The 17839-nt window shown below is 61.9% G+C and carries 14 protein-coding genes, 1 rRNA gene and 1 pseudogene; 11 read left to right on the forward strand and 5 right to left on the reverse strand.

The genetic code is table 11. The features are described from left to right. Positions 1 to 13 precede the first annotated feature (13 nt). A 5S ribosomal RNA gene (rrf, locus tag ACTJLB_RS03560) occupies positions 14 to 127 on the forward strand. A 100-nt stretch (positions 128 to 227) separates the two neighbouring features. Here rrf and ACTJLB_RS03565 read toward each other — a convergent pair. Together ACTJLB_RS03565 and ACTJLB_RS03570 are read right to left on the reverse strand one after the other, a co-directional pair. Next, positions 228 to 461, reverse strand: a pseudogene (locus ACTJLB_RS03565) (lipocalin family protein); the annotation flags it as partial. Positions 462 to 868: 407 nt separating this feature from the next. Continuing rightward, the gene (locus ACTJLB_RS03570) at positions 869 to 1768 is read right to left on the reverse strand and encodes a LysR family transcriptional regulator (RefSeq protein ID WP_440782506.1); all 900 of its coding nucleotides are present in this window, start codon (positions 1766 to 1768) and stop codon (positions 869 to 871) included. A 110-nt stretch (positions 1769 to 1878) separates the two neighbouring features. On the opposite strand from ACTJLB_RS03570, the gene ACTJLB_RS03575 reads away from it, so the two are divergent. The 5 genes from ACTJLB_RS03575 to ACTJLB_RS03595 all read left to right on the forward strand — a co-directional run bounded on the left by ACTJLB_RS03575 (position 1879) and on the right by ACTJLB_RS03595 (position 7284). Then, positions 1879 to 3297 (forward strand): aldehyde dehydrogenase family protein, encoded by a 1419-nt coding sequence (locus ACTJLB_RS03575; RefSeq protein ID WP_440782507.1) that lies wholly within the window; start codon positions 1879 to 1881, stop codon positions 3295 to 3297. A 370-nt stretch (positions 3298 to 3667) separates the two neighbouring features. Then, positions 3668 to 4723: a sensor histidine kinase gene (locus ACTJLB_RS03580; protein WP_440782508.1), complete on the forward strand. Its 1056-nt coding sequence runs from the start codon at positions 3668 to 3670 to the stop codon at positions 4721 to 4723. Between the two features lie 344 nt (positions 4724 to 5067). After that, entirely contained in the window at positions 5068 to 5451 is a 384-nt protein-coding gene (locus tag ACTJLB_RS03585; protein WP_440782509.1) for a BON domain-containing protein, read from the forward strand. Positions 5452 to 5567: 116 nt separating this feature from the next. Next, positions 5568 to 6011, forward strand: coding sequence for a DUF3331 domain-containing protein (locus ACTJLB_RS03590; RefSeq protein ID WP_087751601.1), 444 nt, complete (start codon positions 5568 to 5570; stop codon positions 6009 to 6011). A 79-nt stretch (positions 6012 to 6090) separates the two neighbouring features. Then, a complete protein-coding gene (locus ACTJLB_RS03595) occupies positions 6091 to 7284 on the forward strand; it encodes an MFS transporter (protein WP_440782510.1) in 1194 nt (397 codons plus the stop codon). Between the two features lie 27 nt (positions 7285 to 7311). On the opposite strand, the gene ACTJLB_RS03600 is transcribed toward ACTJLB_RS03595, so the two are convergent. Beyond that, positions 7312 to 8700 (reverse strand): aminotransferase-like domain-containing protein, encoded by a 1389-nt coding sequence (locus tag ACTJLB_RS03600; RefSeq protein ID WP_392395408.1) that lies wholly within the window; start codon positions 8698 to 8700, stop codon positions 7312 to 7314. 160 nt (positions 8701 to 8860) lie between these two features. Here ACTJLB_RS03600 and ACTJLB_RS03605 point away from each other — a divergent pair, with 160 nt between their 5' ends. The 3 genes from ACTJLB_RS03605 to ACTJLB_RS03615 all read left to right on the forward strand — a co-directional run bounded on the left by ACTJLB_RS03605 (position 8861) and on the right by ACTJLB_RS03615 (position 12386). Further along, the gene (locus ACTJLB_RS03605) at positions 8861 to 10147 is read left to right on the forward strand and encodes a hydroxymethylglutaryl-CoA reductase, degradative (RefSeq protein WP_088174978.1); all 1287 of its coding nucleotides are present in this window, start codon (positions 8861 to 8863) and stop codon (positions 10145 to 10147) included. A 359-nt stretch (positions 10148 to 10506) separates the two neighbouring features. After that, positions 10507 to 11007, forward strand: a complete 501-nt coding sequence (locus ACTJLB_RS03610) for a hypothetical protein (RefSeq protein ID WP_408194180.1) — start codon at positions 10507 to 10509, stop codon at positions 11005 to 11007. Next, complete coding sequence (locus ACTJLB_RS03615; protein WP_440782511.1) at positions 11007 to 12386, forward strand: tripartite tricarboxylate transporter permease; 1380 nt, start codon at positions 11007 to 11009, stop codon at positions 12384 to 12386. The genes ACTJLB_RS03610 and ACTJLB_RS03615 overlap by 1 nt, the downstream gene beginning before the upstream one ends. Positions 12387 to 12454: 68 nt before the next feature. Here the strand turns inward: ACTJLB_RS03615 and ACTJLB_RS03620 are convergent, their stop codons facing one another. Continuing rightward, entirely contained in the window at positions 12455 to 14146 is a 1692-nt protein-coding gene (locus ACTJLB_RS03620) for an FAD-dependent oxidoreductase (protein ID WP_440782513.1), read from the reverse strand. Between the two features lie 409 nt (positions 14147 to 14555). On the opposite strand from ACTJLB_RS03620, the gene ACTJLB_RS03625 reads away from it, so the two are divergent. Continuing rightward, on the forward strand, positions 14556 to 15644 hold the full coding sequence (locus tag ACTJLB_RS03625; RefSeq protein WP_440782514.1) for an ATP-binding protein: 1089 nt from the start codon (positions 14556 to 14558) through the stop codon (positions 15642 to 15644). A gap of 187 nt (positions 15645 to 15831) precedes the next feature. After that, a complete protein-coding gene (locus ACTJLB_RS03630) occupies positions 15832 to 17232 on the forward strand; it encodes an amidase family protein (RefSeq protein WP_440782515.1) in 1401 nt (466 codons plus the stop codon). Positions 17233 to 17321: 89 nt separating this feature from the next. Here ACTJLB_RS03630 and ACTJLB_RS03635 read toward each other — a convergent pair whose 3' ends face one another. Beyond that, positions 17322 to 17771 (reverse strand): universal stress protein, encoded by a 450-nt coding sequence (locus ACTJLB_RS03635; RefSeq protein ID WP_440782516.1) that lies wholly within the window; start codon positions 17769 to 17771, stop codon positions 17322 to 17324. Between the last annotated feature and the right edge of the window lie 68 nt (positions 17772 to 17839).

Genomic DNA, 17839 nt, shown 5'->3' on the forward strand with positions numbered 1-17839 from the left:
CAACCCGTCAAAGCCTGATGACCATAGCGAGTCGGTCCCACCCCTTCCCATCCCGAACAGGACCGTGAAACGACTCCACGCCGATGATAGTGCGGATTGCCCGTGTGAAAGTAGGTAATCGTCAGGCTCCCCAGCAGCATCAGAAACCCCACCCCACAAAAGGTGGGGTTTCTGCGTTTACGCGGTGGTAAAACGCGGCGGTAAAACAGCCAGACCACCTTACAGCCTCACTGCCTGCCGATCCGCAGTGCGTTCGCATAACCGGTCAGCTCCAGATAAGCCCGCCCGAGATCGGCGCCATCGCGGCTCACGCGCACCGCGCCCTCCCAGTACACCGCGCCGGTAGACTGTCGCGAGTCCAGTTCCTGGTCGTCCATCAGCGGATCCAGTTGCCATGTCAGCGCGCCGGTTCGCACCGACATCGACACCGGGTACGACGTATTCATGCGCGGCGCGCGCCATTTGGTTCATCTGCGGCACGCTGCGAAGTCTTGCCAGAAGAGACGCTGCATATGAAGCGATTCGCAGCGGCCGCCAAAAAGACCGTTTGGCGGGCAACCTAATCGATTCAAGCTATCATTGCCGCCCGTCGTGGCAAAACGCTCGCGAGAAGACTTGGAAACGGCGATCGGCCCACAAAAACGGGGATCACCCTCAGCGCAACTCCCACTCAACGGTCCTTCCGCGGACCCGGACCCCGGAACGATCGTTCCCCAATGGTTATATCGCGGCGCCTCCACTACAGCACATTGCTGCCCTTGGCTGATCCGGCAGGGCAATGCCTCGCTCAGCGACCAAAGAGAAGCAATCACACGCCACCAAGGGCCAAAAGCCCCACCCATCCCCGCAAAACCAGGTCGTTCGCAACCTATCGGAAATCGCCTACCTCATGAATGAAGTCAATAAGCGCACGCAGCGCCGGCGGCAAATGCCGGCGACCGGAATAGTAAAGGCATAAACCCGGCACGGGTCTGACCCAGTCATCCAGCACGCGCACAAGACGGCCCTCGGCCAGGTCGTCCGCCACGTACCACTCGGCGAGCTGCGCAAGCCCCACGCCTTGTCGTACGGCCTCGCGCATCAAAATAGGCGCATCGAGTACCAATGTACCCGGCACGTCCATGTTGAACCTCTCGGTTCCCCGGTCGAATTCCCAAGGCGACGGCGCCCCGCTTGGCAGCCGGGCGCGAATGCACGAATGCTGCAGTAGATCAGCCGGCGTCATAGGCTTAGGATGCCTGACGAAATAGTCAGCCGACCCCACTATGGCCACAGGTGTATCGGCCGTTATTGGCACGCGGATCATGTCGCCTGGAACGCGCGAACTCGAGCGCAGTCCGGCGTCGAACCCTTCCGCGATGATGTCCACCATCCGTCCTTCGGTCACGAGATCGATGGTGATGCCGGGGTAGCGGTGCAGAAATCCGATCATAACGGGCTGGAACGTCATGAGCGCCGCGCCAAGAGAACTGTTGATCCGAATGGTTCCCGTCAGCTTGTCTTCGCGCTCGCTCACCGCTGCCATTGCATCCTGGATGTGCGCTACCGCAGGTCGGATCTGATCCACGAATCGCTGACCGGCCTCTGTCAGGGAGACGCTGCGCGTCGTACGGTGAAACAGGCGCACCCCCAGTCTTGCCTCTAGGCCCGCCACCGCGTTACTCACGGCCGATGTCGACATGTCGAGATCAACTGCGGCCGATCGGAAACCTCGCCGTCTCGCCACCGCCAGCACAACCTCGAGTTCGGTCAAACCGCTTCTGTTCATTGTTCTGGTTTCCGCGATAAGTCATCCCTGACTCCCCATATTATCAAATCAATGCCCCGCCCCCAGACTATCTGTATCCCGGCGACCGCCGGCGCTTTTGGGGAATCAATATGTGGAACATCGACAAGGCATACATAGACGGAAAGTTCGTCCCCGTGCACGGCGACGAAGTGATTGAGACGACCAACCCATCGACGGAGCAGGTCATCGGCACAGCAACGCTGGCTAACCGTGACGACGCCAGGCGCGCAATCGCGGCCGCTCAACGCGCTCAGCAGACGCTCGCGCGCACCATCAAAGCCGAGCGCATCGATATGCTGATGAGACTGCAGACGGCCGTTCTTGCAAGTACCGAGCGCATTCGTGACGCCACGATCGACGAATACGGCGGTCCTGTCGCGCGCGCTCAATGGGTCAGTGAATATGCGTCGCAGTGCTTCGCCAATACAGCGAAAGCGCTCGACGATTACCCGCTGACACGCCGTGTAGGAGACGCCACCGTGTTCATGGCGCCGGTCGGCGTGGCTGGCCTTATTGCGCCCTGGAACAGCACGGCCGGCACGATTTGCAGCAAGCTGGCATCGGCGATCGCGGCCGGCTGCGCCTCGGTCATCAAGCCGAGCGAGTTGAGTCCCATCCAGACTATGGTGGTCGCCGAAGCGCTGCACGACGCCGGCTTGCCTCCGGGCGTCTTCAATATTCTGCTCGGGCGGGGCGCGGACGTCGGCGACGAAATCAGCACCAATCCCGGCGTAGCGAAAATTTCGTTCACCGGCTCGACGCCGACCGGCAAGCTCATCGCCCGTGCCGGGCTCGAAACGATGAAGCGAGTCAGTCTGTCGCTGACCGGCAAATCTGCCTCCGTCATACTGGACGACGCGGACCTCAGCAGTGCAACTCCGCTCGCATTGAACGCCGCCTTCATGAACAACGGACAGGCGTGCGTGGCCGGTACGCGGCTTCTGGTACCGCGATCCCGCCTCGACGAGGTGATCGAACAGGTGAAAGCCGCGGTCGCAACCATGCGCGTGGGCGATCCGCGCGACCCATCCACGGTCGTGGGGCCGCTCGTCAACCGGGCTCAGTACGATCGCGTGCAGCGTTTCATCCGCCGAGGGATCGAGCAAGGCGCTCTGCTGGTGACGGGAGGCGAGGGCCGGCCGGCAGGACTCGACAAGGGCTATTTCGTGAACCCGACGGTGTTCGCGGGCGTACGCAACGACATGGACATCGCGCGTGAAGAAATCTTCGGTCCAGTGTTGTCGATTCTGGAGTACGAAAACGAGAACGACGCCATCCGGATCGCGAACGACTCTGTCTACGGTCTTCAGGCGTACGTGTTCTCGTCGCAGACCGGGAGGGCGGAGCGCGTCGCGTCGCAACTGGAAGCAGGCACGGTGCTCATCAACCGCATCAAGCCCGAACTTCTCGCGCCGTTCGGCGGGCTGAAGCAGTCCGGAATGGGGCGGGAGTTTGGCGTCTTTGGTCTGGAGGCATTTCTGGAGCCGAAGTCCATCGTCTCGGCGTAGTGAGGCAGAACAGGTCACACCGCATGTACTCGCGGCGCCTCCGCAATTGCCGTGTTGGGGAGTCGCCGCTCTTCGAACAGTCGCGCGCCGTTGCGCAACCTTTCTAGAACGCAGTGCAAAAAACAGCGCGCAAAAACGCTGCGTCCGGCACTGCATATCTACCTCACGCCTGTCTGCAAGCATAGCCCGAGCTTTGCGGACAGGCATTTTCCCAGCATCCAGGTTCATCTCTGCTGCATCGCAAACCTTCAAACTGTAGTGGGTACAGTTGGCTGTCTGTAGTCAGAATCTGTACCTTTTAAAAGGGTACAAAACACCTATCATTCGCGCATCCGCTTCCAAACAGAATGAGAGCAACTGGAGAACGACGATGATTGCGTATCCGACTCAGTCAGGTAACGCGCTGCTCGAACGGCCGACGCGGGATCGTACGCATTCGGTTCGACATCCGCGGCGGTTGAGAGGACGGGCAGGCCGGGCAGGGCGCGTGGGCGCGGTGCTTCTGTTGGCGGGCCTCACTGTCTATTGTGCGCACCTGGGGGAAGCGGTTGCATGGTCCTCGCTGAAAGGCGCCAGCTTGCCGCTCTTCGCAGCGGCCGTCGTCGGAATAAGCCTTGGCGTCGCGGCGACTCTTAAGGCGGCCGAACTGTTGAGCACACTGCGGCAGCTCTCTGCCGCGATAGAAGCAGACACCGGTGAAGGTACAGAGGCCATGTTGTCCGAGGACGGACCGCCGGCGATCGCCAGACTGGCTCGCGCGATCAACGCGGCCGCCCGCTATCGCGCCGGTCGTCAGGCCGAGCTGCTGCAGGTGCTCGCCGCCTATGCGCACGATCAGCGCACGCCGTTGACACGCATGGGCATGCGCTGCGAGTTGGTCGAAGACTCAGCGGTACGCGACGCATTGCAGCGCGATCTCGCGGAGATGGCCCAACTGGTCGAAGCCAGCGTGTCTTGCGCGAAGATGCAATGCAGCGTCGGCGAGCGGACACAGCGGGTCGACGCGGACAATCTGCTGGGCACACTGGTCGGCGATTACCGCGACGCCGGGCGCACCGTGGCATTGGAGGGGAGCGTGGGGCGTCCGCTCGTCACCTGTCCGCATGCGCTGCGCCGTGTGCTGATGAACCTCATCGACAACGCGCTCCGGTACGGTGGCGACGCGCGCCTGTGTGTCCGCGTCGAAGCTCGCCAGCTTGTGCTGGCCGTAGTGGACTCCGGGCCCGGCATTCTGCCTGCGCAAATGGACGCAGTGTTTGCGCCTTGGTACAGGTCTCCGGAGACATCCGCGCGTGCGCCGGGTTCAGGACTGGGGCTCGCGATCGCACGGCGTTTGACGCTCGCGATGCGCGGCGAACTGCAACTGGAAAACCGCTGCGCAGGCGGCCTCGAAGCGCGGCTCACCTTGCCACTCGCGACCGCCTGAATAACCTGGCATAAAAATCGCCCCTTCGTTTCTGCAGGCAGGGCTTGCATACTCAATCGACACCCGGAACAGGTACACCGCGAACCCCGGTTCGCACACGCACCTCTCGCGTTCTTCGGAGACGCGTTTCAACGGTGCGTCACCGGATACTTTCCGATACCGGGCCGACACATCCGGGATACATTTCGCGCTTCTAATGGACACATGGCGCGAGGTTAGCAAGGTCGAGAAAGCACTCGACGCAATACGTGCCCAGGCACATCGTAGTTGCAGTGATGGTTCTTGCAGTGACAGTTCGATAACTCAAACAAACGATTCTCTCTCATACTTCAAAGGATCAAATCATGAAACTTCGACATCTCGTCGTGAGCAGCGGCCTCGCGATTACCGTTGCTGCATTCGCGTACACGCCGGCCTTCGCGGCGGACGCGGCGGCTGCCGCGTCGGACAGCACCGCAGCGACCAGCAAACCGGCGCCGACCAAGAAGTCGGTTCGGGCAGCTAATCGTGCCTTCTCCAAGACGGTCCATAAGGCGATCTTCAAGACCAAAGGTCTCGAACAGTCGACGATCGCCGTTTTCGGCGATGCAAAGACGGGGCATGTAACGCTGTCCGGTCAGATCGAAAGCGAGGACCAGGAAGGTATTGCGGTCAACGCTGCAAAGAAGGTGCCGGGCGTGACCTCGGTCAGCAGCAAGCTGACGCTGCGCGAGCAAGGCGGAGGCTGATACAGCAGGCGACACATGGCGCAGCGTCTGAACGGATAACTGCGCCGCACGTGTCGTCACCGGCAAGCCTCGGGCCGTTTCGCACTATGTCCACGCACGCTAATGGAGATGGATCGATGACCGTACCTTCCAAAGACCATATCGTGGTTCGCGCGCTGCTGAACGTGCTCGATCCGTCCGCCGAGCAGCTCGACGCGTGCGCGAAAAAACCGTTCGTGAAGCTCAAGAAGCGCGGCGTCAATGCATGTGCGCCCGCCGCCGACGACCATCGCCGCGTGGTGGGACGGCCAGCCAACATCGTAGTGGTCGAGCGCCTGTCGGCGTGCACGATCAGCGTCTCGTGGAGCGACGCGTGTTCCGGCCGCTACACCGAACAGATCTGGTGCAGCGGTCTCGCTCACGTCGCCGCCGTCTGCGCGCTGACGGGCCGCGCGATCCATCGCGGCGATCAGGTGTTTCGTCCGCGCACACGTGAAGTGCGTGTGCCGCCGAATCGCCATCAGATGATTCTTGCCGCGACAATCGGTCATCGCGCCGACCTGGCAATCGCGGGAACGTGACACCACTGGTTTTTGAAGCTCGACGCTCGCGGCTCGCGTCTTCGTGAGCGCAGCAGAACGAGCTTCGGTTCGACCAGTCATGCGGATTCTGTCAATGCGCCCATTCAGCGCCTTTTTCGTGCTCATCGGCACCTTGCTAGCAGCGGGCGGGTACGGAGCAACGTTTTTCCTCTCGATGCATTTCCGCTCGATGGGAGGGAACGACCTCGACACCGGACTGGCGCTTGCGGAAGCGACAGTTGGCACGCTCGTCGGAGTCCCGCTGGTGGGTTGGTTCGCTCAGCGCATCGGCGCCGCTCGCACGACCGCTCTTGCGGCGTTGTGCATCGGTTTGGGCGTGGCGGGGTTTGCGTTGATCGACCGCATGAGCGGTTTGAGCGTATTTCCAGGCTTTCTCGTGGGATTCGGCTGGGGCGCGTTCTGTCTTGCTGCGCCGATGGCGCTCGCGGAACGCACGAGCGATACGGACCGCGGCTTCTGGTTCATGCGTTTCGGCACGATCCAGATGGCCGGCATCGGTGGATGTCCTGCCGCGGCCGCGTTCGCTATTCGTTCGTGGCATTGGCCGCTTACGAGCGTGCTCTATCTCGTCGGTGGTTTGTGCGCGCTCGCCGCGCTGATGCTCGAAGTGTTCGGCCGGATCTCGCCGCATTCGTCCGCGTCGCCGGTGCAGGAGCGCTGGTTGCGTCAAATAGGCGCTATCAGCCGAACGCGTGCGGCTTATCCGATTGTGATGATCTCGCTGTGCGCCTGCGTTTTCTCAGGCTTGATGACGTTCCAGATGTCTTTCGTGCAAGGCACGCATGCACAGGCGGGTACCTTTTTCAGCCTGTATGCGGTGACCGTCGTGGCCGCCCGCTGGCTGCTGACGCGCGCCGTGATCCGGCTACATCGCGCAGTCGCGACGAAGCTGCTGCTCGGCATCATGGTGCTCGGCATCGCAGCGATGTCCGCGGTGCCGTACTACACCGGGTTCCATGCCGCGAGCGCCGTGTTGCTCGGGACCGGTTACGGTCTCGTCTATCCGACCATTCAGGCGCAGGCGGTCAACGACTCCGCCGCGATGCACCGGCCGGCCGCATTGACCTGGTTCGTCGTCGCGTACTTTGTCGGCACGTTCGGTTTTCCGGCGATCGGCGGCTGGGTGCTCGTTCATCTGGGCAAGATCGCTTTGATTGCGCTGATCGCGATATGTGGCCTCGCGGCGCTCATGCTCGCGATCATGCGTGACAAGCATGACAGGCACAGCATTGGGCCATTTGCTGGGGCTTGAATAGCCACGGGTTGCGAGTGCGCCGCGTTAAGGCGCAAGCGCGCGCAACGCATTGACGAATCGTTCGTCGCTGAGATAAGCGACGTTGAACCGCGAGTATGCCGAGACGCGTTCCGACGCGGGCGAGAAAACGGCGCCGGGCGCGAGAATCACGCCGCGCTCCAGCATTGCCTTCGCGAGTTTCATTGAGTCGGTCCATTCGGGCAACGAGGCCCACAAGTACATGCTTTGCTCGCTTTCCTTGAAGATCTCCGCGCCCAGCTTTTTGAGCGCGGTTTTTGCCGTCGCGGTCGCGCGCTTCAATTTTTCCTGAAGTTGATTCGTATGCCGAAGGAAATGGCCGTCGCTGACAATGGCCGCGAGCGTCCGCTCGCTGTATTCCGAACTGCTTACGTGAATGAGCATTTTTACATCGGCGAGATCGCTCGCGAGCGCCGCATTGCACGCGAGAAAGCCGACGCGCAATGCCGCCGAGACGGACTTCGAAAAGCTGCCCACATAAATGGTGCGGCGCAGTTGATCGAGTGTAGCGATACGTGTCAATGATCGCGGCCGCAGATCGGCGAAAGCGTCGTCTTCAACGATGACCGTGTCGTGTGTTTCGGCAAGTTGCAGAATGCGGTACGCCTTCGCGGCGCTCGTGTCCGTGGCCGTTGGATTATGTCCGACCGATTGCGTGAAGAACAGCTTCGGCCGGTACTCGATCATGCAGCGCTCGAGTTCGGCGAGATTCGGTCCGTCTACTTCGCGCGGCACGCCGATGATATTCGCGCCGCTCAGTTTCAGTTTGCCGAACAGCGGATAGTAGCCAGGATCGTCCACGAGTACGGTGTCGCCGGGCCGCACGAAATAACGCAATACGAGATCCATGGCCTGATTGGCGCCATGCGTGAGAACGATCTGTGAAGGCGCGGCCTCGATCTCATAGCCGGAGAGCTTCTGTTGCAGCGACTGGCGCAGCGGCAGATAGCCGTAGCGGCTGCCATAGCGAAATAGCGACGCGACGCCGGTGCGCACCACCCGCTGATGGTACTGATCGAGTCGAGTCGCTTCGAGCCATTCGATAGGCGGAAAGCCTTCGCCCAGATTGAGAACGTCGGGCTTGACCTGCAATTGCTCCCGCATTAACCAGACGGTATCCATCGCGCGATCGAGCACGCCGCTTTCTTCTGCTTCAGTCGCGGCTCTTGCTCTTTGCGCGACATAAAAGCCGGAGCCGCGCCGAGGCTCGATCAGTCCGCTCGCGGTAAGCATTTCGAATGCGCTGATCACCGTGTTCTTCGAACAACCGGACGCATCAGCATATTCCCTGATCGAGGGAAGTTTGGCGCCCGCCGGAATCACGCCTTCTTCAATCTGTTTGGCGAGATTGTCTGCCATGGAACTCGACAGACTCGCACTTCTACGCAAGCTCATTAACGCGACTCCGGCGGGATATAAAAGTGTCACTGGTACAGCGGTTCAACTGTAAGCACCAACTGTACCTTTTAAAGGGGTACGGTCCGCCTATTATTGATCCTTTAATTCATAGTCGCAAGCCCGAATGAACGCGGCGACCGTAACCCCGAGGACAGTAATGGCTATTGATTCGACGCTGCCGAATTTCCGTTCACTCAACCCGCAGGAGCGTCTCGCTCATATCTGCAAAGCGGTCGGTCTGGATGACGCACAATATTCGCAATTGGCAAAGCCCGGCGCGTTGCCGCTCGAAACGGCGAATGGAATGATCGAGAACGTGATCGGTACTTTCGAATTGCCGATGGCGGTGGCAGGCTACTTCCAGATCAACGGCAAAGACGTCATCGTGCCCATGGCAGTGGAAGAGCCGTCCATCGTCGCGGCGGCTTCGTTCATGGCGAAACTTGCGCGAGTAAGCGGCGGTTTTCAGACGTCGAGCACCGGACCGCTGATGCGCGCACAGGTTCAGGTGGTCGGCGTGAGCGATCCCTATGGCGCGAGATTGGCGATCTTGAAACACAAAGACGAATTGATCGGCCTTGCGAATAGCCGCGACAAAGTACTCATCGGCTTGGGTGGCGGTTGTCGCGACATCGAAGTGCACGTGTTTCCGGACACGCCGCGCGGTCCGATGATAGTCGCGCATCTGATCGTCGACGTGCGCGATGCGATGGGCGCGAACACCGTCAATACGATGGCCGAGTCCATCGCGGAACGCGTGGAGCAGATAGCCGGCGGCAAGGTGCGTCTACGCATTCTGTCCAATCTCGCCGACTTGCGGCTCGCGCGTGCTTCCGTACGCTATTCGGCGGACACGCTCGCTACCAAAGACTATTCCGGCGAGGAAGTGATCGACGGTGTGATCGACGCGTATCTCTTCGCCGCGATTGACCCTTATCGCGCGGCGACGCATAACAAGGGCATCATGAACGGCATCGATCCGGTGATCGTCGCGACCGGCAATGACTGGCGCGCAGTGGAAGCGGGCGCTCATGCGTATGCGTCGCGCGGCGGCCGTTATACGTCGCTCACAACGTGGGAAAAGGCGCAGAACGGCGACCTCGTCGGCACGATCGAGATGCCGATGCCGGTCGGACTCGTCGGCGGCGCTACGAAGACGCATCCGCTCGCGCGTCTCGCACTCAAGATCATGGACGTGAAGTCGGCACAGGAACTCGGCGAGATTGCAGTCGCCGTTGGCCTTGCGCAGAACATGGGTGCTTTGCGCGCGCTCGCAACGGAGGGCATTCAACGCGGCCATATGACCTTGCATGCACGCAATATCGCTTTAGGTGCGGGCGCAACGGGTGACGATGTTGACTGGGTAGTCAAGCAAATGATAAGTTCGGCGGACTTCCGCACTGACTTCGCAATAGAAGTTCTACAGCGTCCGCGAGATGCATGACATCTGCGCGGATACGATTTTGCCGGGGCCGCAATCGACGGTCCTCGCAAAGCGAGACGGCGCTCTGCCGGCACCGGCTATTCCGTTGTACCGGCGCGCCGCGAACATCGCGCCAATAGTGAACGCGCAAACGCGCGCCGATTCGCAACCAGGCGGAGTACTTTCCCGCTATATGACTGAGCTTTCGCTGTTGCGTGTGAGCTGCGCTTGCTTGAGCAGCGCATCGTGCGTGACATCTTCGCTGATTAAATTAGACGGAACCTAACCGCAACTCGAAGGCCCACGGCGATGTTCTCGCCGTGCATGAGGCGTCGCGAGGCGCACTCCCAGAATAAAACATCTTGGTCAGGAGACAGACATTGAAATCATCCAGTGCCAGTGCAGCGACGGCCGCCGGCGACGGGTCGGGTATTCACGCGCACGTCGACGCGTCCACCTTGAAGCTTGCCGAAGTATGGGGCGATACCGTCGATCTCCGCCATCTGGCGTGGTCGGTGGCCTTAGGCGTGGCAATTAGCGTCGCCGCGTTCGAGGCCGGCAAGGCGGTGCTGTCGTCCGCTGTCAGCGACGCGGCCATCGTGCGTGCCTACGCAATGCTGATCGGCCTGGGCGGATGCCTCGCGGCGGGCGCGCTCAGTGCGTTCTTCTTCAAACCCAAGCGCGTGGTCACCGACCACACGGTTGGCGAATCGGACCGCCAACATGTGTTGAAGCAACTCGCTGAAGAAGGAGGCGGCATCGGATCGATCGCCGATCTTCCGCCAAACGCTGCGGCCGAATTAAAAGAGTTGGGACTCTACGATCTGTTCGCCGCATACGAGTTATCCGAGCAAGCCGCGCAAGCAAAGGGAGAACGCTGATGGACTCGCTGATCCAACAGTTTCCGATGGCCTTGGCAATGGGACTGCTCGGCGCTGTCGTCTTCGCGGCGATCGGCCTTGTTTCCGGCACCGACGAAACGACCACGATCGCACCGTTGACCTTGCTGGTCGCATTGCTCGGCGTGCCGCCAGCCGGCGTGTTCACCTTCTTCATGGCGGGCGCGGTCGCCAAGCACATGACCCACGCCATTCCCACCGCATTGCTGGGCATTCCCGGCGACACGATGGCCGCGCCGCTTCTCCAGCAGGCAGCGATGCTGCGCTCGCTTGGTGTGCCTCATATCGCGTTGCGCAAGATGATCTCCGGCGCGATCGTGGCGGCATTCGTTGCATTGCCCTTCGCCGTGCTGTTCGCCGTCATGCTCGCGCCTTTCGGCAGTCTGATCACGCGCGCCGCGCCGTGGGTGTTTCTGTTCGCGGCGGTTTGCATCGCGTACTTTTCGGCGGGACGGTGGGCTTCGGTGTTTCTACTGATTCCGTTCGTGTTGCTGATAGTCGGATTGCAAACGCTCACGCGCAGTCACGGCGTCAATCTTAGCGTCAGCTATTTTCTCGGCATTGCAATTGGCCCGCTGATTGCCGACCTGTTCTCGATACTCTCACCGGTCGAACGCCGACGCATGCGTCGCGACCACGTGTCGAACTTTGCGCTCGCGCCGGACCTCAAAGGCTGGAGCGGTTACTTTCCGAATCCGCTGAAAGTACTCGATCGGCAACAGACGGCATACACGGTCGCGACGGCGGCGGTATCGAGCGCTACCTTCGTGTTCAGTCCGGTCGCGATGACGGTACTGATGGGCGAGATAGTCGGCGCGCGAATCCGTCATGCGTACCATCGTTTGACGACGGTCATTGCCGTGCGTAACGGCGTGACCGAAGCCACTTACATTGCGGAAGCGCTGATCCCGCTGATCGCGTTCGGACTGCCGCTCAGTCCGGTGGCCGCGGGTCCTGCCGCGCCGCTCTTCAATGCGCCGCCGCGTTTCACCGTGAACACGGCGACCGGTCACATCGACAACCTTCACACGCTGATGACGACCTGGCAGTTTCTCGTCTTCGGTCTGTTGTCCATCGTGCTGGCCGCGTTGATCGCTTATCCGCTCGCGATGAACTATGCACACCGCGCCGCTTCTTTTGTCGCGCGCAAGCTGAGTCACGAGGCGATTATCGCGACGTTCTCCGGGCTGATCGTGGTGATCGGTCTTTGGGAAGGGCAGTTGCTGGGGCTTGCCGTGATCCTCACGGTCGGGCTGTTTGGCGGATTGCTGTCGCGTCTGTTTGCGTTCAATGCGGGCGTCCAGTTCATGGGCTATTACGCCGCCGTGCTGAGCGTGCCCGCGATCATCAAACTTTTCTAACAGGCAGGCGCCGCGCGCCTGCTGCGATGACTTCGAATCGCCAGCAGGTCAGCCGCGCCGGGCGCGCATCAAGCGGTAGGCGAAACAGAGCTCAGGAACTGGTGAATTTCGGAGACAACCGCCGCGCCGTCGCCCACTGCGGCGGCAACGCGTTTGGCCGAAGCCGCCCGCGCATCGCCGATCGCGAACACGCCCGGCACGTTCGTCTGCAAAGCGAAACAGGCCGTCTCCGGCCGCACTCCGGCGGTATAGCCCGTTTTGACGAAGCCGCGTTCGTCGATCTCGACGCTGCAATCGCGCAGCCAGCGTGTGTTTGGATCGGCGCCGGTGAACAGGAACAGGTGGCGCGTGGCGACACAATGCGGCCCGTCAGGCGTATCGCAGACGACCGATTCGAGTCCCCACTGATCGCTCGTGACCGCCGATACGACCGTGTTCGTATGCAGCACAATATTGCCAAGCGACGCGATGCGATCGATCAGGTAACGCGACATGCTTTTCGCAAGATCGTCGCCACGAATCAACATATGAACGCGGCTCGCATGCGAAGCGAGGAATACCGCCGCCTGACCCGCCGAATTGCCGCCGCCAATCAGCACGACCTCGGCGCCCCGGCACAAACGCCCTTCGACGGACGACGCCCAGTAGTAGACGCCGCGTCCGTTCACCGCGTCGAGTCCGGCAATCACGGGCTGCCGGTATGCCGCTCCTGTTGCGATGACGACCGTGCGCGATGCGATCCGCTGTCCGTCTTCGAGCGTGAGTTGTAGCGGCGTCTGTGCGCAATCGAGCGTCTCCACTCTCGCGGGCATCACGATTTCCGCGCCGAACTTAACGGCCTGAACGAACGCGTTCGCGGCCAGTTCGTGACCCGACACGCCGGTGGGGAAGCCAAGATAGTTTTCGATGCGTGCGCTCGCGCCGGCCTGGCCGCCCGGACCATGGCCGTCGAACACGATTACCGACAGACCCTCCGACGCGGCATATACCGCCGCGGCAAGACCCGCCGGCCCCGCACCGACCACGGCGACGTCATAGGTGCGGGCCGCGTCGACGTCGAGCAGAAGGCCGAGCTTCGCAGACAACTCGCGCGCGTCGGGGTTGCGCAATAACGTGCCGTCCGCGAGCATCACCACGGGATAATCGTTGTCACCGCCGCCCAGACCCGCGAACAGTTCGCGCACGGCGGGATCGGTGTCGGGATCGGCGACCGAATACGGATGATCCAGCCGATGCAGCAAGCCTTCGAGCGCCACCAGATTCATGTCGCCCGCGGGGCCGATAAGCACCGGCCCGCAGCCTTCATGCACGAGTCCGAAGCGGCGCAGAATCACCGAGCGCATGATCGTCTCGCCGATGTGCGCGTCGGCGACCAGCATCGCGCGAATCTGTTCGGGCGGAATCATCAACGCTTCGACGTCGGTGAGCGCGAGCCCGTCCGCGAGCGCGGGCTTGCCGCTCAACTGCGCGACTTCGCCGAGGAACTGGCCGGCGTTCAATTCGGCGATGACCTGCGAACGGCCGAGGCCGTCGCGCCGCGTGAGCCGGGCTTCTCCGCTAAGCAGCACGCGCATGCCGAGGCCCGGCTGTCCCGTGCGAAAAATCACATCGCCCGCGTTCCAATGTTCGAGCGTGCCGAAGCGCAGCATTTTGCCGATGTCGGTTTCGCTGAAACGCGGATAGAGGTGATCGCGCGGCGCACCGAGCGATGCGGGAAGGCGCGGCGCCGATGTGTGTTTGCTGCTTCGATCGTGGTTCATCGGATACCTTTCCTTGCGCGCCGGCCGCGCGTCGCCGGGCGCGCAGCGCGGATCGGCGGCCAGGCAATCATGCCGCCGGCCACAGCGACGGTCAAGACAAACGAAGGTATGCCCGCACACACATGGACCGTCCACCGGCAGAAGGTCTTCGGGCCCGGTTCCTAAGCTCGACTGACCATATTCGACGGCCTTCGCTCATACCTACATATGATGGCACTCCGCGCCTCGAACGATATGCTTCTATCACGGGCGATGACGGCGAGCGACTTCCTTTCATCCGACATGCTCGAATGAACAAGCCGCCTTCACACGGCGACCAGATGCCTGCTGCGAAGAACGTCGAAACGCTCGTGCGATTTGAACGCGAGTACCGATGTGCGCGCATCGCGGCGGCGATAGGAGAATCTCCATGACGATGATTGCGTTGATGCCATCCGATTCCACTCGCCGATCGCCTGCACTGGTTCGAGCAGATGCCGAAGACTCGGCGTTGCAGCCGGCCGTTGGAATTCGTCGCCTGCTTGTGACGGGCCGGATCCGCAACACAGTGGCAATCGCTGCGTGCGCGTTGCTCGTGCCGCTCTTCGACCTGGGTGGCCGGGCGATCACGCTGTTCGTGACTCGCTGTTTCGCCGCAACTGGTTCAGTGGCGATCGCCGCAGGCGTGGCCATCTCGTTGTCGCTGCTCGCCGCCGCATTGTGGATGTATGTGCGGCATCTGCGTGTGAGCATCGAGCATCTGACAAAGGCGATCGAGTTGCACAGTGCAAGCGACGAGCATGCGCCGCTCCCCGAGCGCGGTCCATCTGCGGTGTTGCGGTTGACTCGCGCAATCGATTTCACACGCGGCCGTCATGCGGCTCGCCTGGCGGAACTGCTCGATAGTCAGGCCGCTTACGCACACGACCTGCAGGTACCGCTTAAACGCATGGGTGTTCGCTGCGAGACGCTCGACGATCTCGCGTTGCGGCGTTCGCTGACGCGCGACCTCGCCGAGATGAAGCAGCTAGTCGAGGCGAGCATGGCTTGCGCGAGAATGCAGTGCAACGTGGAAGAGCCGCGGACTCATGTGTCTGTCGACGCGTTGCTAAACGGCCTGATCGACGACTATCGCGATGCGGGGCATTGCATCGAACTAGAAGGCGAGGTCGGTTATTCGATCGAGACATGCCCGCATGGGCTTCGTCGCGTTCTCGTCAATCTGATCGACAACGCATTGCGTTACGGCAGCGACGTGCGTTTGCGTTTGCGAGTCGAAGCGCAGGCCGTGGTGTTTGCCGTGCTGGATAACGGACCAGGCATTGAACCGTCGCAGATGGAAGCAGTATTCGCGCCGTGGTATCGCGCGCCGCGCACTGCCGCGCGCGCACCAGGTTCGGGCCTCGGTCTCGCGATCGCGCGGCGACTCACCCATGCGATGCACGGCGAGCTTTGTCTGGAAAACCGCCTGACGGGAGGCCTCGAAGCGCGGCTCACGTTGCCGTTAATCGTCGCGTGAACGACGTGACGTCGCGCGCCTCCTTCTTGCCGTTGCTGCATCGCCGTTCATGTGCACCAAGCGTGCTGACTTTCGTAGCGCAATGTATCTGCGGCGCTTCTGGAAAAAGTGGCTTGCAAAGCGGCATCAGTTGGAAATACGGCGGATACGTTGAGCCGTTCAAATAGGAATTCTTATTGGAGGCAACATGAGTGAACTATGGCGTTTGTCCGCGGCCGAGCTTGCCGGACTGGTCAAGACCCGCAACGTGTCTGCGCGCGAAGCGGCGCTCTCCGCGCTGGAGCGGCTCGATGCGGTGAATCCGAAAGTTAATGCAGTGGTCGCGCATCGGCCCGAACTGGTACTCGAGCAAGCGGATAACGTGGACCGCGCAATAGCGCACGGCGAAGATCCGGGGCCGCTTGCCGGCGTGCCGGTCACGACGAAGATCAATACTGACCACGCCGGTTTCGCGACCACCAACGGTACGCGGTTGCAGGAAAACCTCGTGGCGCAAACCAATAGTCCCGCCGTCGACAATCTGACGAAAGCCGGTGCGGTGCTGCTTGGCCGGAGCAATTCGCCGACCTTCGCGCTGCGCTGGTTCACCTCGAATCAGGTGCACGGCCGCACGCTGAATCCGCGCAACGCGAAACTGACGCCGGGCGGCTCGACTGGCGGTGGGGCGGCAGCGGTCACGGCGGGCATCGGCCAGCTTGCGCTCGGCACCGACATCGGCGGCTCGTTGCGCTATCCCGCCTACGCATGCGGCGTACACGGGCTGCGGCCGACCTTCGGTCGCGTGCCGGCCTTCAACGCTTCGTCGCCTGAACGCGCAATCGGTGCGCAACTCATGTCCGCAACCGGACCCATCGCGCGAACTGTGCAGGACCTGCGCCTCGGTCTCGCCGCGCTCGCCGCGGCTGATCTGCGCGATCCCTGGTATATGTCGATGCCGCTCGAAGGACGCGCGGTGCCGTTGCACGCGGCCATCTGTCTGCGGCCGGGCGGCTTGCAGATCGCGAAGGAAGTAGAGGACGCCTTGCTCGACGCCGCGCGCCGTTTGGTCGACGCCGGTTGGACCGTCGAGGAAATCGACGACGTGCCGGCGATTCGCGAAGCCGCGCAATTGCAGGAACGGCTGTGGCTCGGCGACGGCTTCGCGGCGCTCGCCGACATGGTAGCGAGCGACGGCGATCCTGGCGCGCACGCGGTGGTCGCGGCCGCGCGTCTCAAAGTGAAAGACCTGCCTGCCGATGTGATCAGCCGTTCGCTCGTCAGGCGCACGACGTTGCTGCGTCAATGGCGGCTGTTTCTCGACCAGTACGCGGTCGTGCTGATGCCGGTTTCATCGGAACTCCCGTTCCCCGACGACCTCGACATGCAGGGCGCAGCGGGCTTCGACCGCGTGTGGGAAGCACAACTGACGATGCGCGCTTTGCCTGCGATGGGTTTGCCGGGTCTGGCGGTAACGACACAACTCGTCGACGGCGTGCCGGTCGGCGTTCAGATCGTCGCGGCGCACTTTCGTGAAGACCTGTGCCTGCTCGCCGGCGAAGCGATCGAAGCGCGTGGTGCACCCGCGTCGCCTGTCGATCCGGATTGCTAAGTATGTGAAGGTCTGCACTGTGAAGCACTTGGGATCGCGAACCACCTGTTGTGCGCGTAACGCAACTTCACAGTGCGGAATATCCGACGCTATGCCGACGGCAGCGTGACGGTGACGATAGTCGATCCGCGAAGCCGTTCAGCCAGATCCAGATGAACCGGCCGCTCGCCCAGCCAGCGCAAGAACCCCTTCTGCGTTCGGTGGCCGACCACCACGATATCCGAATTGAAGTTGGCCGCGTGTCGCGAGACGGCGTCCGCCGTGCGTCCGAAAGTAAGGTAGCCGTGCGCGGTGACGCCGCTGTCCGCGAGTTTGCCAATGGCGGTTTGCAACGTATGGCGCGCGAATTCTTCGAGGCGGCTGTAGGCGAGGTCGCTCAGCATGCCCGCAGAGTGCGCATTTGCGCCTGCCGGGTCGACGATCGACACCACATCGACTGCGGCCGACAACGCCAGCGAGAGTTGCGAACAACGCAACAACGCGGCTTGGGACTCGGCTGTGCCGTCGTACACGAGCAGCATTCTGAAAAGAGATGACATGTGTGTCTATCGCAAGTAGGGCATGAGGGGCGGTGCTGACACAACAACACGCCACCGTGCACGTTTAT

Origin of the sequence: Paraburkholderia sp. 22098, assembly GCF_052045935.1 — a bacterium.
GTDB classification, from domain to species: Bacteria; Pseudomonadota; Gammaproteobacteria; order Burkholderiales; family Burkholderiaceae; genus Paraburkholderia; species Paraburkholderia caledonica.

Excerpts from the sequence above, each read along its gene's own strand:
- ACTJLB_RS03615 (WP_440782511.1), top strand. The coding sequence starts at position 11,007 with ATGGACTCGCTGATCCAACAGTTTCCGATGGCCTTGGCAATGGGACTG.
- ACTJLB_RS03585 (WP_440782509.1), top strand. The coding sequence starts at position 5,068 with ATGAAACTTCGACATCTCGTCGTGAGCAGCGGCCTCGCGATTACCGTT.
- ACTJLB_RS03590 (WP_087751601.1), top strand. The coding sequence starts at position 5,568 with ATGACCGTACCTTCCAAAGACCATATCGTGGTTCGCGCGCTGCTGAAC.
- ACTJLB_RS03600 (WP_392395408.1), bottom strand. The coding sequence starts at position 8,700 with ATGAGCTTGCGTAGAAGTGCGAGTCTGTCGAGTTCCATGGCAGACAAT.
- ACTJLB_RS03625 (WP_440782514.1), top strand. The coding sequence starts at position 14,556 with ATGACGATGATTGCGTTGATGCCATCCGATTCCACTCGCCGATCGCCT.
- ACTJLB_RS03620 (WP_440782513.1), bottom strand. The coding sequence starts at position 14,146 with ATGAACCACGATCGAAGCAGCAAACACACATCGGCGCCGCGCCTTCCC.
- ACTJLB_RS03580 (WP_440782508.1), top strand. The coding sequence starts at position 3,668 with ATGATTGCGTATCCGACTCAGTCAGGTAACGCGCTGCTCGAACGGCCG.
- ACTJLB_RS03595 (WP_440782510.1), top strand. The coding sequence starts at position 6,091 with ATGCGGATTCTGTCAATGCGCCCATTCAGCGCCTTTTTCGTGCTCATC.
- ACTJLB_RS03630 (WP_440782515.1), top strand. The coding sequence starts at position 15,832 with ATGAGTGAACTATGGCGTTTGTCCGCGGCCGAGCTTGCCGGACTGGTC.
- ACTJLB_RS03605 (WP_088174978.1), top strand. The coding sequence starts at position 8,861 with ATGGCTATTGATTCGACGCTGCCGAATTTCCGTTCACTCAACCCGCAG.
- ACTJLB_RS03575 (WP_440782507.1), top strand. The coding sequence starts at position 1,879 with ATGTGGAACATCGACAAGGCATACATAGACGGAAAGTTCGTCCCCGTG.
- ACTJLB_RS03635 (WP_440782516.1), bottom strand. The coding sequence starts at position 17,771 with ATGTCATCTCTTTTCAGAATGCTGCTCGTGTACGACGGCACAGCCGAG.
- ACTJLB_RS03570 (WP_440782506.1), bottom strand. The coding sequence starts at position 1,768 with ATGAACAGAAGCGGTTTGACCGAACTCGAGGTTGTGCTGGCGGTGGCG.